General features: G+C 72.6%; 14 protein-coding genes. 9 read left to right on the top strand and 5 right to left on the bottom strand.

Annotated features, from left to right (window positions below):
* Window positions 1–12: 12 nt before the first annotated feature.
* From BM396_RS29545 to BM396_RS29515, 7 genes are all read left to right on the top strand, one after another.
* Window positions 13–846 carry a branched-chain amino acid ABC transporter permease gene (locus tag BM396_RS29545; RefSeq protein ID WP_043387286.1) on the top strand — a complete coding sequence of 278 codons (834 nt, stop codon included), beginning with the start codon at window positions 13–15 and terminating at the stop codon, window positions 844–846.
* Window positions 839–2644, top strand: a complete 1806-nt coding sequence (locus tag BM396_RS29540; RefSeq protein WP_043387284.1) for a branched-chain amino acid ABC transporter ATP-binding protein/permease — start codon at window positions 839–841, stop codon at window positions 2642–2644. The genes BM396_RS29545 and BM396_RS29540 overlap by 8 nt, the downstream gene beginning before the upstream one ends.
* Window positions 2637–3392 carry an ABC transporter ATP-binding protein gene (locus BM396_RS29535; RefSeq protein WP_051976239.1) on the top strand — a complete coding sequence of 252 codons (756 nt, stop codon included), beginning with the start codon at window positions 2637–2639 and terminating at the stop codon, window positions 3390–3392. Before BM396_RS29540 ends, BM396_RS29535 begins: the two co-directional genes overlap by 8 nt.
* Before the next feature lie 3 nt (window positions 3393–3395).
* Entirely contained in the window at window positions 3396–4340 is a 945-nt protein-coding gene (locus BM396_RS29530; protein WP_043387279.1) for a DUF1028 domain-containing protein, read from the top strand.
* Window positions 4333–5733, top strand: a complete 1401-nt coding sequence (locus tag BM396_RS29525; protein WP_244538997.1) for an amidase — start codon at window positions 4333–4335, stop codon at window positions 5731–5733. The genes BM396_RS29530 and BM396_RS29525 overlap by 8 nt, the downstream gene beginning before the upstream one ends.
* Window positions 5734–5899: 166 nt before the next feature.
* Window positions 5900–6130, top strand: coding sequence for a hypothetical protein (locus BM396_RS29520; protein ID WP_043358016.1), 231 nt, complete (start codon window positions 5900–5902; stop codon window positions 6128–6130).
* Between the two features lie 44 nt (window positions 6131–6174).
* A complete protein-coding gene (locus BM396_RS29515) occupies window positions 6175–6591 on the top strand; it encodes a DUF1236 domain-containing protein (protein WP_043387275.1) in 417 nt (138 codons plus the stop codon).
* 398 nt (window positions 6592–6989) lie between these two features.
* Here the strand turns inward: BM396_RS29515 and BM396_RS29505 are convergent, their stop codons facing one another.
* The 5 genes from BM396_RS29505 to BM396_RS29485 form a co-directional block, all read right to left on the bottom strand.
* Complete coding sequence (locus tag BM396_RS29505) at window positions 6990–10466, bottom strand: CheR family methyltransferase (RefSeq protein ID WP_043387273.1); 3477 nt, start codon at window positions 10464–10466, stop codon at window positions 6990–6992.
* Window positions 10447–11007 (bottom strand): PAS domain-containing protein, encoded by a 561-nt coding sequence (locus BM396_RS29500; protein WP_043387271.1) that lies wholly within the window; start codon window positions 11005–11007, stop codon window positions 10447–10449. Before BM396_RS29500 ends, BM396_RS29505 begins: the two co-directional genes overlap by 20 nt.
* A gap of 319 nt (window positions 11008–11326) precedes the next feature.
* On the bottom strand, window positions 11327–14218 hold the full coding sequence (locus BM396_RS29495) for a hybrid sensor histidine kinase/response regulator (protein ID WP_199807262.1): 2892 nt from the start codon (window positions 14216–14218) through the stop codon (window positions 11327–11329).
* 250 nt (window positions 14219–14468) lie between these two features.
* The gene (locus BM396_RS29490; RefSeq protein WP_043351061.1) at window positions 14469–14828 is read right to left on the bottom strand and encodes a hypothetical protein; all 360 of its coding nucleotides are present in this window, start codon (window positions 14826–14828) and stop codon (window positions 14469–14471) included.
* Window positions 14829–14935: 107 nt separating this feature from the next.
* On the bottom strand, window positions 14936–16036 hold the full coding sequence (locus BM396_RS29485; RefSeq protein WP_043387269.1) for an SMP-30/gluconolactonase/LRE family protein: 1101 nt from the start codon (window positions 16034–16036) through the stop codon (window positions 14936–14938).
* A 216-nt stretch (window positions 16037–16252) separates the two neighbouring features.
* Here BM396_RS29485 and BM396_RS29480 point away from each other — a divergent pair, with 216 nt between their 5' ends.
* Window positions 16253–16495 carry a DUF6894 family protein gene (locus BM396_RS29480; protein ID WP_043387267.1) on the top strand — a complete coding sequence of 81 codons (243 nt, stop codon included), beginning with the start codon at window positions 16253–16255 and terminating at the stop codon, window positions 16493–16495.
* Window positions 16496–16498: 3 nt separating this feature from the next.
* Window positions 16499–16869 (top strand): AAA family ATPase (locus BM396_RS29475; protein WP_244538996.1); only part of this gene is annotated, 371 nt, incomplete at its 3' end.

The raw sequence follows: 16869 nt of genomic DNA, 5'->3' as shown, positions 1-16869 counted from the left end.
CGGAACTCCCCGATGCTGCTCACCCTCGACATCCTGACCACCGCGGCGATCCTGTTCATCGTCTCGATCGGCCTCCTGGCGATCTTCGGCGTGCTCAAGATCATCAACTTCGCCCACGGGGCGTGGCTGACGGTCGGCGCCTATTGCGCGGTGGTGACCGCCAAGCTCGGGCTCAATCCCTGGCTGGCGCTGCCGCTGGCCTTCGCGGTCGGCGCGGCGCTCGGCGGTCTCGCCGAGCACTTCATCATCCGCCCGCTCTACCGGCGGCCGCTCGACGCGATCCTGGCCACCTGGGGGCTCGGCATCGTGGTCGGGCAGCTCATCACCCTGGCCTTCGGCCGGGACGTCCAGCTCACCCCGAACCTGCTGGCGGGCACCGTCGAGATCCTCGGCGTCGACTATTCCGCCTACCGCCTCGTGGCTCTGGGCATCGCGCTGGCGATCGGCACCCTGTTCGCGCTGACGATCGAGCGGACCCGGCTCGGGCTCTCGGCCCGGGCGGTGATCATGAACGAGACCCTGGCGCGCAGCCTCGGCATCGACACGGGGCGCGTGCGCCTCGTCGTGTTCATGATCGGCGCGGGGTTCGCGGCGCTCGCCGGCGTCTTGCTGACGCCGCTCACCAGCGTCGATCCGAACATGGGCGTCGCTTGGCTGATCGGCGCCTTCATGCTGGTGATGGTCGCCGACGCCTCGTACCTGGCGCTCGCGGCGGCCTGCCTCGTCTTCGGGGCCGCGCAGGTCCTGATCAGCACCTTCGTGAGCCCGATCCTCGGCAGCATCGCCATCGCGGTGCTCGCCGCCCTCGTGCTGCGGATCAGCCCGAAAGGTTTCTCCCGTGCTTGAGACCCTGCCCGTCACCGAGCGCGCCGCCGCGGCCCCCCGCCGGCGGCGCCTGTCCCGCGCGGCGCCCGTCGTGGTCGCAATCCTGGCGGCGCTCGCCCTCTGGATCGCGCCGCTCGTCCTCGACACCTTCGCGGTCAACGTCCTGACCCGGTCGATGATCTACGCGGTGCTAGCCGTCACGGTGGACCTGCTCTGGGGCTTCGCGGGGATCCTGACCTTCGGGCAGGCGGCCTTCTTCGGCGTCGGCGCCTACGCGACCGCGATGATCCTCACCGCCTACGGGGCGACGCCCCTGGGGATCGCCGCGGCGGTCGCGGCGGCGCTCGTCGCGCCGGCCCTGCTCGGCCTCGCGGTGGGCTGGCTGTCCTTCTACCACCGCTCGACCCCGCTCTACGCCTCGGTGATCTCGCTGGTCGTCCCGATCGTCGTGGTGCAGCTGATCTACGCGGGCGGCGAATGGACCGGCTCCAGCAGCGGCCTCGTCGGATTCGACGTGCTGCCCTTCGAGAGCGAGGGCTATTTCCGCCTCGCGGCCCTGTTCCTGATCGTCGTCACCCTGGCGGCCTGGATCCTGGTCCGGGCCGATGCGGGCCGCGCCCTCGTGGCGCTGCGGGACAACGAGGCGCGCTGCGCCTATCTCGGCCTCAACCCGCGGCGCCTGCAGATCCGGCTGACCGCGGCTCTGGCCGCCGTCGCGGGGATCGCGGGCTTCCTGTTCGCCAACGCCTCGGGCGTGGTCGCGCCCGAGAATGCCGGCTTCCTGTTCGGCACCGAGCTGGTGATCTGGGTGGCGCTCGGCGGCCGCGGCACGCTGCTCGGCCCGGTGCTCGGCACCATCGCCATCGACTACCTCGCGGCGAACCTGTCCGGCGACCTGCCGTTCCTCTGGCAGCTCCTCCTGGGCACGGCCTTCGTGGCCATCATCATCCTGCTGCCGGGCGGCCTCGCCGACCTCGTCGGCCGCCTCTGGCGGGCGCTGCCGGCGGGCCGGCGGGAACCCGCGCCGCCGCGCCTCGTCGCGCGGGCGGCCGATCCGGATGCGGCCGCCTCCGCGACCCCCATCCTCACGGTCGAGAACCTCGCCAAGGCCTACGGTGCCCTGACGGTGCTGGAGGGCATCGACCTGGAGATCCGGGCGGGCGAACTCGTCAGCCTCGTCGGGCCCAACGGCGCCGGCAAGACCACGCTGATGCGCTGCCTCAGCGACGGCACCGAGCCCTTCACGGGGGCGATCGCCATCGGCGGCACCCCGATCACCGGGCTGACGCCGAACCGCATCGTCGGCCTCGGGGTCGGGCGCAAGTTCCAGGTGGCGAGCGTGTTCGAGAGCCTGTCGGTGGCCGATTGCCTCCGGCTCGCCCGGGCATCCCATGACGGCCTGAGCCCGGTCGGGCAGGCGGAGACGCTGGGCCTGCCGCAGGCGGCCCTCGACGTCCTGCGCATGACCGGCCTCGACCGCCTGCTGACCCGGCCGACCCGCCTCCTGTCCCACGGCCAGAAGCAGGCGCTCGAACTCGCCATGGTGGTGGCGCTGGAGCCGCGGCTGATCCTGCTGGACGAGCCCACCGCCGGCCTGACCAAGGCCGAGCGCACCACCATCGGGACCGTGCTCAAGGCGCTCACCGCCGGGGGAAGGATCGCCGCCGTGCTGGTCGAGCACGACCTCGACTTCGTGCGCGAGATCTCCTCGCGGATCGTGGTGCTGCACCAGGGCCGCCTCGTTCTCGACGGCACGGTGGAGGACGTCGTCGGCTCCGAGCTGGTCCGGACCATCTATTCGGGAGGTGCCCATGGCTGAGGCAGCGGGTGAGGCAGCGGCTGAGGCAGTGCGGCGGAGCGAGCCGGCGGGCGCCGCCCTGGCCCTGGAGGGGGTGTCGAGCGGCTACGGAGCGGTCTCGATCGTGAAGGGCGTGTCCCTGTCGGTGGCGCCGGGGGAGATCGTGGCGCTGTTGGGCAAGAACGGCATGGGCAAGACCACGCTGCTCAAGTCCATCCTGGGCATGGTCGCCCTGCGGGGCGGCGCGATCACCGTCGGGGGACAGGCGCTCGCCGGCCTGTCGCCCGCCCGGCTCGTGGCGCTCGGCGTCGGCTACGCGCCGCAGGAGCAGCCCCTGTTCCAGGACCTGTCGATCCGCGACAACCTGCGCCTCGCGGTCCCCTCCGACCGGATGCTGCCGGAGGCGCTGGAGCGGCTGTTCGGTCATTTCCCGTTCCTGAAGGACCGGCTGGCCCAGCGGGCCGGCACCCTCTCGGGGGGCGAGCAGAAGATGCTGATCCTCGGGCGCGCCCTGATGCTGCGCCCGCGCCTGCTCCTCATCGACGAGATCTCCGAGGGCGTGCAGCCCTCCATGGTGGAGCGCCTGCGCGGCGTGCTCGATGCCGAGCGGGCGGCGGGCGTGTCCATGCTGGTGGTGGAGCAGCACGTCGCCTTCGCGCTGGCGCTGGCCGACCGCTACGCCGTCCTCAAGCTCGGCGAGATCGTCGACAGCGGCCCCGCCAGGGCGCCGGACGCGCAGGCGCGTGTCATCGGCCATCTGGCGGTGTGAGCCATGAGCGAACTCAACACCTTCTCGATCGCCGCCCGCTGCCCGCGGACCGGGCAGCTCGGCGTCGCGGTGGCGAGCGCCGTCCCGGCGGTGGGCGGGCTCTGCCCCTACATCCGCGCCGGGATCGGGGCCGTCACCACCCAGTCCTGGGTGAACCCCTACCTCGCCGCCCGCATCCTCGACGGGCTGGCCGGCGGGCAGGGCCCCGACGCCGCCCTGGCGGCGGCGCTCGCCACCGACGACCGGCCGGACCTGCGCCAGCTCGGCCTCGTCGATGCGCGCGGGACCGGCGCGGCCTGGACCGGCGCCGGCTGCACGGACGCCGCCGGACACCGCACCGGGGCCGGCTACGCCGTGCAGGGCAACATGCTCGCCGGGACCGACGTGATCGACGCCATGGCGGAGGCCTTCGCGGGGAGCGCCGCCTGCGACCTCGACGAGCGGCTCATGCGGGCGCTGGAGGCCGGCGATGCGGCCGGCGGCGACAAGCGCGGCAAGCAATCGGCGGCCCTCAGGATCGTCGCCGGCGAGGATTACCCGCTCCTCGACCTGCGGGTCGACGAGCACGCCGAGCCCGTCGCCGAGCTGCGCCGCGTCCTGGCCATCGCCCGGCGGCAGCTCGTGCCGTTCGTGGCCGGCATGCCCCGGAAGGACGGCCCGGCCGGCGCCCTGCCGGACGACGTCGTGGCGATGCTCCTGAAAGCGCCCGCCGAGCGGCCGGGCGCTGCGGCCGATGGCGGGCCCGCCGATGCGCCCGATCTCCTGCGCGACGTCATCGGCCTGCGCCAGGAGCCCGGGCGGGTCGCGCACCTGCTGACGCAGTTCGCGCCGGTGCTCGCCGAGATCGCCCGGCTCCGCGACCTCGACCTTGCGGACATCCATCCGCCGGTCGTCTTCGATCCGACCTTGCCGTACCGCCGGGGGCCCCATGACGACCGCCGTGACTGACGCCCTCTGGCCGTTGCCGATCACCGAGCTCGCGCGGCGGATCGCGGCGCGGGAGCTGTCGAGCGCCGACCTCGTCGGCGCCAGCCTCGACCGGATCGCGCGCCTCGACGGCGCCCTGAACAGCTTCGTCCACCTCTCGTCCGCGGCCCTCGACGCCGCGCGCGCGGCCGATTCCGAGATCGCCCGGTCCGGCCCGCGGGGCCCGCTGCACGGCATCCCGATCGCCATCAAGGACAACTACACCACGGCCGACATGCCGACCCGGGCGGGTACCGCCGTGGAGGCCCTGACCTTCCCGGCGGCCGACAGCCACGCGGTGGCGCGGCTGCGGGCGGCCGGCGCGGTGATCCTCGGCAAGCTGCGCATGCACGAATTCGCCTGGGGCATGGTCACGCCGCCGACCCGCAATCCCTGGAACCTCGACCGGGTGCCCGGCGGCTCTAGCGGCGGCTCCGGCGCCGCGGTCGCGGCCCGCCTCTGCCCGGCCGCCCTCGGCTCGGACACGGGCGGCTCGATCCGGATCCCGGCCGCCCTGTGCGGGGTCGTCGGCCTCAAGCCGACCTACGGCCGGGTCGGCCGGTCGGGGATCGTCCCGCATTCCTGGTCCCTCGACCATGCCGGGCCGCTGACCCTGACGGTGGCCGATTCCGCCCTGATGCTGCAGGCGCTCGCCGGCCCGGATGCCGGCGATCCCGCCGCCAGCGCGGCGCCGGTCCCCGACTACACGGCCGGGCTGGACCGGCCGATCCGGGGCCTGCGCGTCGCGGTGATCCGCAACCACTTCTTCGACGCGGTCGACGAGGACGTCGCTGTCGCAATCGAGGGGGCGCTCCGCTTCCTCGCCGACCGGGGCTGCACGGTCCGCGACGTCGCGGTGCCGTCCCTGCGCCACGGCCTCGGGGCCATCTACGCCATCGAGCTCGCCTCCTCGACCGCCTATCACGACCGCAGCCTCGCCCAGGGCCACGTGGCGGGCTTCGCCGCCGACGTCCGCGACCTCGTGGAGATGGGCCGGCTCGTGACCGGGCCGGACTACCTGCGCGCCGAGCAGGTGCGGGCCCTGATCATGGACGAGATGGCCGCCGTCCTGGCGGAGGCCGACGTGATCGTCGGCCCGGCCTCGCCCTTGACCGCGTGGCGGACGGACGAGTCCGCGGTGTCGCTCGGCGGGCGCGCGGAGAGCGTGCTGGCGGCCTCCTGGCGGCTGACCTACCCGTTCAACCTCACGGGCCTGCCCGCGATCGCGCTGCCCTGCGGCTTCGACCGGCGCGGCCTGCCGATCAGCCTCCAGATCGCCGGCCGGCCCTTCGCCGAAGCCGAGATCCTGCGCGTGGCGCACCAGTACGAGCGGGCGCACGATTGGTGGCGCCGGGTGCCGCCCCTGGCCGGCTGACGCGGCGCGCCGGTCCTGCGCAGCTGAACCGGCCCGTTGCGATCGATTGCACGCAACCAATACCGCGTCTCATCGCAAATATCCGCGCGCTGTACAGAGCGATGCGTGTGGAACCCTTTTTCCGCGGTTGCCGTTGCTGGGTTCGATTGAAACCAGGAGGCTACCAATGCGCAACATCATTCTCTCGGGTGCCCTGTTCGCGGCCCTGTGCGGCGCGGCGAGCGCCGAGGAGACCACGGTCATCCGCCGCGACGGGCCCGCCGTCGTCGACCACCGCGACACCGTCGTCGAGAAGCGCGAGGTCACCACCGGCACCGTCGATTGCGGTTCCAAGACCGTCCACAAGGAGGACGGCATGGGCAACTCCAAGACCGTCCACAAGGAAGGCTGCAACTGAGCCTCCGCGGCCCGTAACGCCCTGACGAGCCTGGAGATCTCAGCATGACCAACAAGCTTCTTCTGTCGCTGGCGACCGCCGGCCTCCTCGCCCTCCCGGTGGCCGCCCAGGCGCAGGGCACCCTGCGGGGCGCGGCCGAGGGTGCGGCGGTCGGCGCCGATGCGGCCGGCCCGGTCGGCGGCATCGTCGGCGGCGCCGTGGGCGCGGCCACCGGCACGGTGGGCGGCATCCTCGGTGTCGACGACCGTCCCCGGTTCCGCAGCTACGTCCGCGACCGCGGCGTGCGCTCCTACAGCTGGGGCGGCCCGGTCCGGGTCGGCACCGTGCTGCCGGAGGACAGCGTGACCTACTACGACGTGCCCGACGAGTACCGGGTGCGTCCGGGCTACCGCTACACCATCGTGAACGACCAGCCCGTCCTGGTCGATCGCGGCCACCGCATCGTCGAGGTCATCGACTGATCGGAGGGGCGCTGGGATCCCGGCGCTCCATCAGGCAGGACGGCCCGTCCGGCATCGCCGCGGCGGGCCGTTTCGCGTCTGCAGGGCGCGGCCCGAGACGAGAGGACGAGAGATCGCGCGGGCATGGGCACGGGCGCTGGAGACGAGGCGCGACGGACCCCCTCTCCCGAGCGGGAGAGGGCTGGGGTGAGGGACGAGAAGGATCAGGATCGAGCGCCCCGTCGCCGGTCAGCCGAGGTCGAGACTTTCTCGGTAAGGCCGCACCCCTCACCCTGTCCCTCTCCCGCACGGGCGAGGGGACCCGCGCCCGGTCCTGAAGCCGCGTTGCCGACACGGATGGATGGATCCGACGGGCCGCCGCGAGCGTGCGGCCGGTAGCGGAGGGATCGGCTCGCGCCTCACCCCCGCGTCAGCGCCAGTTCCGGCAGGTGCAGGGTGATCCGGTAGGCGGACGCGTCGTGGCTGCGCGTCACGGTCGCTTCGAGCTGGCGCAGGGACATCTCCACCAGCAGGGTCCCGAAGCCCCGGCCCGGCCGCGGTTCGGCCACGCGGGCCATGCGCTCGCACCATTCGAGGACGAGCCCCTCTTCCTGGCGGTCCCAGGTGACGGACAGCGCGCCGTCGTCGGACCCGAGCGCGCCGTATTTCACCGAGTTCGTCGCCCATTCGTGCAGGATCATCGCCAGCGACGAGACGTGCCGCCAGTTGATCGCCACGAGGGGCCCCTCGATCACCGTGGGGACGTGGTCGCGGTACGGGCGCAGGGTCGCGCCGATCAGGCCCGCGAGGTCGCTCATGCCCTGGCCGTCGGAGGGATCGGCCAGGGAATGTGCCCGCCCGAGGGCCGAGATGCGGTCGCGCATGTCGGTGGCGAAGACGCCGATCTCCCGGTGCGTGCGGGCCCCCGCCGAGATCATGCCGCCGATGATCGCGAACAGGTTCTTCACCCGGTGGTTCATCTCCCGCAGCATCAGGTCGCGGGTCTCGGCGAGCGCGTATTCGGGCGAGACGTCGATGCAGACGCCGACGATCCGCTTCCGATCGCCGCTCCGGGTCAGGCGCCCGTAGCTGCGGATGTGCCGCAGCGCGTGATCGGCGGCGCGCACGCGGATGCGCGCCTCGAACTCGTCCAGGCCGTGCGCCGCTTCGGCGAGAGCCGCCTCGAAGCCGGGACGGTCCTCGGGCAGCACGCTGGCCGCCAGGGCGGCGGTGGGGTGCGGCGTGTCGGGAGTCAGGCCGAAGATCGTGCCGGCGGTGCTGTCGACCACGACGGTCCCGGCATCGGGGCTGTATTCCCAGACGCCGATGCCTCCGGCCTTCACGGCCAGTTCCAGCCGCTCCCGCTCCGCGGCGAGCTGGCGCTCCAGGGACAAGGCCTCGGTGATGTCGGTGAGCACCAGGGTGGCGCCGTCGACGCTGCCGTTCTGCAGGCGGTAGGGCAGCACCCGCAGGGAGAGCGTCCGGTCCCCATCCCGGGTGGCGACGCGCCGCTGGATCACCGAGCCGCCGGCGCAGACCTCCTGGGCGTCATGCAGGTATTCTAGGCCGGCGAGCCGGCTCGACACGTCGGCGAGGGGACGTCCCCGGTCGGCCGGCTGCAGCGGGAAGATCGCCGTGGCGGCCGTGGTGAAGCTGCGCACCTTCAGGGCGCGGTCCAGCACGACCACGGCGAGATCGGTGGATTCGAAGAAGTTGCGCAGGTCGGCATTGGCGATGGTGAGCTGCTCGACCTTGGTCTTCAGCTCGTCGTTGACCGTGGATAGCTCCTCGTTCGTCGACTGGAGCTCCTCGTTCATCGACATCATTTCTTCGTTGGAGCTCTTCAGCTCCTCGTTCGTCGTCTCCAGCTCCTCGACGGTGGAGCGGAGCTTGTAGCGCGTGCGCAGCAGCTCCTCTTCCAGCGCCTCGACGTGGTCGCCGCCGGCATCCATCTCGATCAGGTCGAGATCGTCCGCAGCCTGGAAGGCGCCGGTGTCGCGCAGGACGAGCAGCATCGAGCTGTCGGGCAGGGGATCGCAGATCAGCTCCACCGGCTGCACGCCGTATTCCGAGCGGATCTCCACGTCGCGGACGACCACGCGCTTGCGCGCATCCCGGGTCTGGCGGAGCAGCGGCCCGATCACGTCACGCAGGCCCGGACGGGCCAGGGTGATCGCGCTGCTGCCGCCGGTCCGCGTGACCGGGAAGTCGAAGTAGCGGCTCAGGCGCCCGTAGGCGGCGATGATGCCGCCATCCTCGTTGAGCACCATGCTGGGCGGGGCGTAGCGCTCCATGACGCGGCGCACCGCGACGGTCTCGTCGGCGATCGAGGGCTCGCCGCGGCGCTCCTCGCGCGCTCCGCGCCGGGTCTCGCCGCGCCGGGCGCTCCCGGGCAGGTCGATCGGGTATTGCGGCGCGCCCGGCGGCCGCTCGAACAGGCGGGCGTGCTGGTCGATGACCGGGAAGAGGTGCTCGAACCGGCTGACGCTCTCCGAGGGCCCGAGGAACAGGTAGCCCCCGGGCCGGACCGCGTAGTGGAACAGCGGCACCACCGATTGCTGGAGGCGCTCGTCGAAATAGATCAGCAGGTTGCGGCAGGACAGGAGGTCGACCCGCGAGAAGGGCGGGTCCTTGACCAGGCTGTGGCTGGAGAAGCGGATCAGGTCGCGGATCTCGGCCGCGATGGTGAAGCGCTCGGCATGGGGGACGACGTAGCGCTCCCGCAGATGCGCCGGGATGTCGGCGAGCGCGGCGGCCGGGTAGGTCGCCTCCCGGGCGATCTGGAGCATGCGCTCGTCGATGTCGGTGGCGAAGATCTGGACCGCCGGCGGCAGGCCGAGGCGGCGGGCGGCGTCGGCGAACAGCATGGCGATGCTGTAGGCCTCCTCGCCGCTGGAGCAGCCCGGGATCCAGACCCGGATGTCCTCCTCGGGGTCGCGGGTGCGCAGCAGGGGCTCCACCGCGCGCTCCCGGAGGAGCTCGAACAGCTCGGCGTCGCGGAAGAAGCGGGTGACGTTGATGAGGAGGTCGCGGAACAGCGCCTCGCACTCGGTCTTGTCCGCCCGGACGCGGCCGAGATAGGCCCGGCCGGACTCGAGCCCGAGGACGTGCATGCGCCGCTCGACCCGCCGGACCAGGGTGGTCCGCTTGTAGCCGGAGAAGTCGTGGCCCACCGTCGCGCGGATGACCCGGCAGAGGTCGTCGATGTGGTCGGCGACGAGGCGGGCCTCGTCGTCGACGGCGTCGGTGCCCCGGCGGCGGAAGAAGCTCGTGAGGCAGTCCACGATCTCCCCCGGCGGCCGCACGAAGTCGACGAGGCTGGTGCCGACCGCCGAGAGCGGCATGCCGTCGTAGCGGGCGGTGTCGGGCTGCTGCACCACGCAGACGCCGCCATGCTCCTTGATGGCCCGCAGGCCGGTCGTGCCGTCGGCCCCCGTGCCCGACAGGATCACGCAGGCGGCGTTGGCCTGCTGGTCGACCGCGAGCGACAGGAAGAAGTCGTCGATCGGCCGGCGCAGGCCCCGCGGCTGGACGAAGTGGGTGAGTTCGAGGACGCCGTTCTGGATGACGAGGCCCCGCCCGGGCGGGATGATGTAGACCTTGTCGCCCGCGATCCGCTCCCCGCCCTCGCACTGGAGCACCTCCAGCTCGGTCTGCCGGTCGAGGAGCTGTGCCAGCATGCTCTCATGGTTGGGGTCGAGGTGCTGGACGATGACGAAGGCCATGCCGGTCGGCGGCCGGGCGCGCGCCAGCATCTCCCGCAGGGCCTCGAGTCCGCCCGCCGAGGCGCCGATTCCCACGACGGGTCCGGCGAAGGGCGGGGCCGTCACCGTCCCGGCGCCGTCCAGGATCTCCGAGGCCTCGCCTCCGGGGGCGTTATGGAAATCCTGGTGCATCGAGATCCGCGAGCGTGAGCTTGGCCTGCGCGACCGTGGCGACCGTGTTGGCGATCGTCATCAGCGAGCCCTCGATGACGAGCCCACTCTCCGCAAGCGTCGGGGTCAGCCGGCTCAAGGTCCGGCCGAGTTCGGTATCGTAGGCGGAAAGCAACTCGGGTTGCGAGCGGCTGACATCGAATTGGGATGCGAAAAGAAAGCGCACCTCGCCCGAGATCGCCTTCAGTTTGGACATGTACAGCAGATTGACGAAGGGCTTCCCGTCCTTGCGGAAATTCAAGATCGGCGTGCGCACAGAGTCCTGCCGGTCGTTCTCCAGGAAGGCGTGGATCTTGGCCCGCGCCTCCCGGTTGTCGGCGTCGCGCTGGAGGAGGCGGCAATTGCGCCCGACGACCTCCGCGCCCGTATAGCCGGTGAGCTGGTGGAACCGCGCGTTCACCAGGAGCAGGACGTTGTCGTCGGTCGCCGCGGCCAGCGCCAGGGCGATGTGGGATTTCTCGAAGAAGGTGCTGAGTTCGGCCGGGATGGTCTGCGTGTCCACGGTAGCTTCCCTGTCGCCTCCGTTCGGCGCGGCCCGGCCGGTCGCCCCGCGTTCGCGCTGCCGGCCTCGGCGCGGGTCGACATTCCTGACGCGCAACCGCGGCTGCCGCTCTCCAATTCGGGCACCGCGCTGAGGCCGTCCTCATGGGCGCGTCGGATCGGTATGGCAATGACGCCCGACCCCGCCCGCCCGTTCCGCGCGGGCCTGCCGCACCCCGTGTCCGGCGGGGGCACCGACGTTCCGCCGGGCGCCGCCCGGTCCGGCCCGACCGCACCGCCCAGGATGCGGCCGCCTGGCGCCCGACCGCGGCCTCCGGATCTCAGCCCTCGCCCCCGATGATGCCGCGGATGCGGGTGGCCAGCGCCTCCAGGGCGAAGGGCTTCGTCATCACCTGCATGCCGGGGCCGAGATGGCCGTGGTTGAGGGCGGCGTTCTCCGCGTAGCCGGTGATGAACAGGACCTTCAGGTCGGCACGGTGCTGGCGGCCGGCATCGGCCATCTGGCGGCCGTTCATGCCCCCGGGCAGGCCGACATCGGTGATGAGCATGTCGATGCGCACGTCCGACTGGAGCACCTTCAGGCCCGAGGCCCCGTCCGCCGCCTCGATCGCCGCGTAGCCGAGGTCTTCGAGCACCTCGGTCACCAGCATCCGCACGGTGGGCTCGTCGTCCACCACCAAGACCGTCTCGCCCTGCTCGGCGCGGGGGGCGTGGGCGAGGTCGGGCAGGCTCGCCTCGGCCTCCGCCTCGCCGAGATGGCGGGGCAGGTACAGGCAGACCATCGTGCCCTGGTCGATCTCGGAGTAGATCCGGACCTGCCCGCCGGACTGCTTGGCGAAGCCGTAGATCATCGACAGGCCGAGGCCGGTGCCCTCGCCGATCGGCTTGGTGGTGAAGAACGGGTCGAAGGCCTTGGCGACCACGTCGGGGGTCATGCCGGTGCCGTTGTCCGAGACGCAGAGCGTGACGTACTGGCCCGGCTCCAGCTCGCGCTCCTGGGCAGCCCGGTGGTCGAGCCAGCGGTTGGCCGTCTCGATGACGATGCGGCCGCCCTCCGGCATCGCGTCCCGGGCGTTGATGCACAGGTTGAGCAGCGCGTTCTCGAGCTGGCTCGGGTCGACCAGCGTCGGCCACAGGCCGCCGGCCCCCACCGACTCGATCGCCACGGCGGGGCCGACCGTGCGGCGGACGAGGTCCATCATGCCCTCGACCAGACGGTTCACGTCCGTCGGCTTCGGGTCGAGGGTCTGGCGGCGCGAGAAGGCCAGCAGGCGGTGGGTCAGGGCGGCGGCGCGCTTGGCCGCCCCCTGCGCCGCGCCGATGTAGCGGTCGAGGTCGCCGACCCGGCCCTGCAGCATCCGGGTCTGCATCAGCTCCAGCGAGCCGACGATCCCGGCCAGCATGTTGTTGAAGTCGTGGGCGAGCCCGCCGGTGAGCTGGCCGACCGCCTCCATCTTCTGCGACTGGCGCAGGGCCTCCTCGGCGCGCATCAATTCGGCGGAGCGCGCGGCGACCCGCTGCTCCAGGGTCTCGTTGAGGCTGCGCAGCGCCGCGGTGACCCGGTCCCGCTCCGCCTCGACGGCCTTACGCTCGTCCACGTCGATCAGGACCCCGGGGAAGCTCAGGGGCGTGCCGTCCGGCGCATGGTCGACGCGGCCGTTCGCCTCCAGCCAGTAGTAGTTCCCGTCGGCACGGCGGACCCGGTACTGGTGCGCGTAGGCGCCCCCCCGGGCAATCGCGGCCGTGATGGCCTCGGCCAGGCCGTCGCGGTCGTCGGGATGTACGGTCTCCACCACCTGGGCGAGGCTCAGGCCCTCGCGGCCGAGGGCCGGATCGAGGCCGAAGCTGCGGGCGAAGGCCTCGTCGACGGTGAAGCGGTCGCTCGGCAGGTCCCAGAACCACGTGCCGATGATCGCGCCGGCCGCGAGGGCGAGCTGCACGCGCTGGATGTTGGTGCGGGCGAGCGCCTCGCTGGCGCGCAGCGCGTCCTCCGCCTGCCGGCGCGCCGTGACGTCCCGGAACAGCACCGAGACCTGACGCCGTCCCGGCGGCTCGACCCGGGCCGCCGAGACGTCGATGAAGCGGTCGGCCTGCGCGAAGAAGCGTTCGAACCGGATCGGGCGGCCGGTGCGGAGCACCCCGCCGTACAGGTCGAGCCACGCATCCGCGTCCTCGGCCGCGACGAGGCCGCGCAGGGTCCGTCCGACGATGTTGGGAATGCCGGTGTGGCGCTCGTAGCCCGGATTGGCCTCGATGTGGACGTAGTCGCTCAGGGGGCCGTGCGGGCCGTCGAAGAACTCGATGATGCAGAAGCCGTCGTCGATGGCGTCGAACAGCGTCCGGTAGCGCTCCTCGCCGGCGCGCAGGGCGTCCCGGGCCTGCCGCTGCTCGGTGATGTCGCGCGCCACCCCGGAGAACCGCACCGGGCGCCCGTGGACGTCGCGCTCGATCTCGCCCTGCCGCGCGATCCAGCGGATCTCTCCGGTATCCGGCCGCCGGATCCGGTAGGTGACGTCGCGCGGGGCGTCGCCCCGGCGCCGGCTCGCTGCCGTCGAGACGAGGGTCTGGTCCTCCGGCAGGATCAGGGCCTCGACGATCTCGGCCGGGTAGGTGCTGCGCTCCGGCAGGCCGTAGAGCCGGCAGAATTGCGGGGTCGGGTGCAGGAGCCCGTCGTCGACCCCCACGGTGAACAGGCCGATCCCGCCCGCCTCCTGCGCCCGCAGCAGACGGGCCTCGGCCTCCCGGAGCGCCCGGTCGGCGGTGTCGAGGTCCAGGCTGTCCTGGAGCACCGCCACGTAGCCGACATGGGCACCGGCCCCGTCGCGCAGCGGCGTCACCGAGCCGGACATCCGCCGGCGGCCGCCGACGGCGCGCAGGTGCCAGTCCGCGTCCGCGACGCTGCCCTCGTCCAGGGCCCTGCGCAGAGCGGCCCCGGGATGGCCCGCCGCCCGGTCCTCGGGCGTGAACAGCGCCGCGAAGGGCTGGCCGCCCATCGCCTCCGCCGTCCAACCGAGGATGTCCTCGGCGCCGGCGTTCCAGGCGGTGATGCACCCGTCGCGGTCGAGGGCGATGGCGGCGAACCGGGCGGCGCCGTCGGGGATCGGCGGCGCGCCGCCGGTGCCGGTGGTCGCCGCCCGCGCCCGCAATCCGGCGGCCTCCTCCTCCAGCGCGCGGGCGCGCCGCAGGAGCATGTCGGTCCCTGTCGCGTCCACGCTCAGGGTCCGGGCGTCGCGACGGGCTCCGCCGCCGGCCGCGCGGACGCGACGGGGCCGATCTGCGCGGGGCGGTCGGGGCTGGTCGCCGGGGCGGGGAGGGCCGGTGAATCGGGCACGGGACTGGCGCTGTGACAGAGGTGGCGGGTCGTGGGGGCCTTCTGCCGGAAACGGACCTGGGACGCCACGGGAACGCACCATAACGCGCGGAAACCGCCAAGGCTGCGTCGGCCGGCCCGCGAGGACCGGGTCAGTGCGGCTCGGCGAGGCGGCAGGTGGCGCCGCTCGCGCGGGGCCAGCCGTAGTAGATCGTCTCGGCCTGCACGTCGGCGAGGCCCACGACCTCCGGCACCGAGGCCTGCTGCGTGTCGAGCACCGCCCCACCGGCCCCCGTGAAGGTACACAGGACGGTCACGTTCGTCGCCAGGTCCGGACCGGTGTTGCGCAGGTTGACCATCGCCCGCTGCGGCTCGTGGGAATCCGGTGGCGTGTGGAGCCGGGTCTCGCGAAGGACGAGGGCGGCGTCGGCCCGCGTCGGCGTCGCGCACGTGACGATCAGGCCGGCCGCCAAGAAGGCGGCGGCCGGCCGCGACGTCCGAATCCTGCGCATGATCCGTCCCTCCCATCCTCGCGCCGGGGCCCGGCCCCCGCTTCGGTCAAACTTGGGAACCGGCATCCCGGTTCTCCGCGCGGTGCGTCCGGCGCTTCATACCGGGCTCAGTTGCGCAGCGGCTTGGCGTCGATCTGCATCCGGTAGATCGTCGTCGGGAACTTGACCGCCGAGGCCTCGCCGCCGTTCATCGCCGGCGTGCGGTTCATCTGCGCCGCCGGGATCCACAGGCCGCCCTGCTCGTCGATCCACATCGCGTCGACCCAGACGAGCCGCGGGTCCTGCACCAGGGTGCTCATCGTCCCGTCCGGCGCGATCCTGAGGATCCGCAGGCCGTCCGTGTCGCTCGCGTAGATCGTGCCCGCCGCGTCGATGGCGGTGCCGCCCGTCGCCACGGTGGCGGCGTGGAGCTTGACGTGCTTGGCGCGCTCGTCGTCGCTCACGGTCGCGTCGTCGAGATACCGGGTCTCGATGCTGTAGAGCGGCCCGGTGCAGGCCTGATAGTAGAAGGTCTTGCCGTCCGGCGAGACCTCCAGCTGGTCGGCGTGGATGAAGAGCAGCTTGCCCTGGTCGTCCCGGAGCACCCGGCCCTGGCCGGTGAGCGGGCGCTGCGCGATGGTGGACCAATGGCCGTCGAGCACCCGCCGCAGGCCGCCGGTCTCGCGGTCGAGGACGATCAGCCCGGGCTGGCCGGCATCCGTCAGGTAGATGTGGCTGCCGTTGAAGCGGAAATCGTCGATGAAGCTCTTCTCGCCGGTCGCCGCCTGCAGCGGATAGACCTTGCGCACGGCGTTCGTGGCGAGGTCGATCTGCACGAGCTTCGGGCCGCCCGGCAGCGGCGCCGCGCCCATGCCCGGCGCGCCCTTGTCGACCACCCAGAGGTCCCCGTCCGGCCCGATCCGGATGGCGTTGACCGCCACGAAGGCCTTGGCCGGATCGTCGCCCGGCTTCCAGGCGTTCCAGGCCGCGTCGGGGAACGGAACCGCCTTGCCGTCCCGCCACTCGCCGAGTTCGAGGCCCGTGTCCTTGCTCTGCCGCTGGAACGGGGAGAACAGCCGGCCGTCCGGGGATCGGGTGATGCCGTTGAACACGAGGCTGTCCGATTTCACCATCGGCTTGAGGGCGTCGGACTCGGCCGGCGCCTCGGCGGCGCGGCCGGGCGTGCCCAGGGCGGCGGCCAGCAGGAGGGCGAGGAGCGTGGCGCGCATGGCGGTATCCCGGTCCAATGGTGAAGCGTCCGGGCCGGTAAGCCCGCAGGGCGCGCGGTGTTCCCTGCCGATCCCGTCGGCCGCAACCGAACCTCCGACGCCCCGGCCCCGCCGGGGGCGCCTGCGACGCCCCGCCGGGGCTGGATCCTGCGAAAATGAGAACATATAATGAACAAACGACGCGGGCCGCACGGGGCGGCCGAGGAGGAGCGAGGGATGGCCAAGTACCGGTTCCACTGCACCAACGGCCTCGAATGCGTGTTCGATGCCCGCGGCACCGAGGTCCGCGCCGCGGCACGCCTGGTCGATCGGGCCCGGAAGGTCGCCTCCGACGTGCGGCAGTCGCTGGCGAACCGGACCGACTGGGCCGAGTGGCGGGTGAGCGTGCACGACCTCTCGGGCCGGCGCGTCCTGGTCCAGCCCTTCGAGGGGGCGTCGGGCCGCGCCAGGGCGGCCTGAACGATGGCGCCGCTCCGGACGGGCACGGATCCGGTCGCCGGCGAGCCGGATCAGACGATCCGCCCTCTGAGCCTGTCCGAGTTCATCGGGCAGCGTGCGGCGCGGGCGAACATGCAGGTGTTCATCGAGGCGGCGCGGAAGACCGGCCAGGCGCTGGACCACGTGCTGTTCGTCGGCCCCCCGGGCCTGGGCAAGACGACGCTCGCCCAGATCGTGGCGCGCGAACTCGGCGTGAACTTCCGCTCGACCTCCGGCCCGGTGATCGCCAAGGCCGGGGACCTGGCCGCGCAGCTCACCAACCTGGAGGAGCGCGACGTCCTGTTCATCGACGAGATCCACCGGCTCAACCCGGCAGTGGAGGAGATCCTCTACCC

Source organism: Methylobacterium sp. UNCCL125, from assembly GCF_900116795.1.
Classification (GTDB): domain Bacteria; phylum Pseudomonadota; class Alphaproteobacteria; order Rhizobiales; family Beijerinckiaceae; genus Methylobacterium; species Methylobacterium fujisawaense.
This window is presented reverse-complemented; position numbering and strand designations above follow the sequence as displayed.

Excerpts from the sequence above, each read along its gene's own strand:
- BM396_RS29545 (WP_043387286.1), top strand. The coding sequence starts at position 13 with ATGCTGCTCACCCTCGACATCCTGACCACCGCGGCGATCCTGTTCATC.
- BM396_RS29535 (WP_051976239.1), top strand. The coding sequence starts at position 2,637 with ATGGCTGAGGCAGCGGGTGAGGCAGCGGCTGAGGCAGTGCGGCGGAGC.
- BM396_RS29530 (WP_043387279.1), top strand. The coding sequence starts at position 3,396 with ATGAGCGAACTCAACACCTTCTCGATCGCCGCCCGCTGCCCGCGGACC.
- BM396_RS29520 (WP_043358016.1), top strand. The coding sequence starts at position 5,900 with ATGCGCAACATCATTCTCTCGGGTGCCCTGTTCGCGGCCCTGTGCGGC.
- BM396_RS29515 (WP_043387275.1), top strand. The coding sequence starts at position 6,175 with ATGACCAACAAGCTTCTTCTGTCGCTGGCGACCGCCGGCCTCCTCGCC.
- BM396_RS29505 (WP_043387273.1), bottom strand. The coding sequence starts at position 10,466 with ATGCACCAGGATTTCCATAACGCCCCCGGAGGCGAGGCCTCGGAGATC.
- BM396_RS29490 (WP_043351061.1), bottom strand. The coding sequence starts at position 14,828 with ATGCGCAGGATTCGGACGTCGCGGCCGGCCGCCGCCTTCTTGGCGGCC.
- BM396_RS29485 (WP_043387269.1), bottom strand. The coding sequence starts at position 16,036 with ATGCGCGCCACGCTCCTCGCCCTCCTGCTGGCCGCCGCCCTGGGCACG.
- BM396_RS29480 (WP_043387267.1), top strand. The coding sequence starts at position 16,253 with ATGGCCAAGTACCGGTTCCACTGCACCAACGGCCTCGAATGCGTGTTC.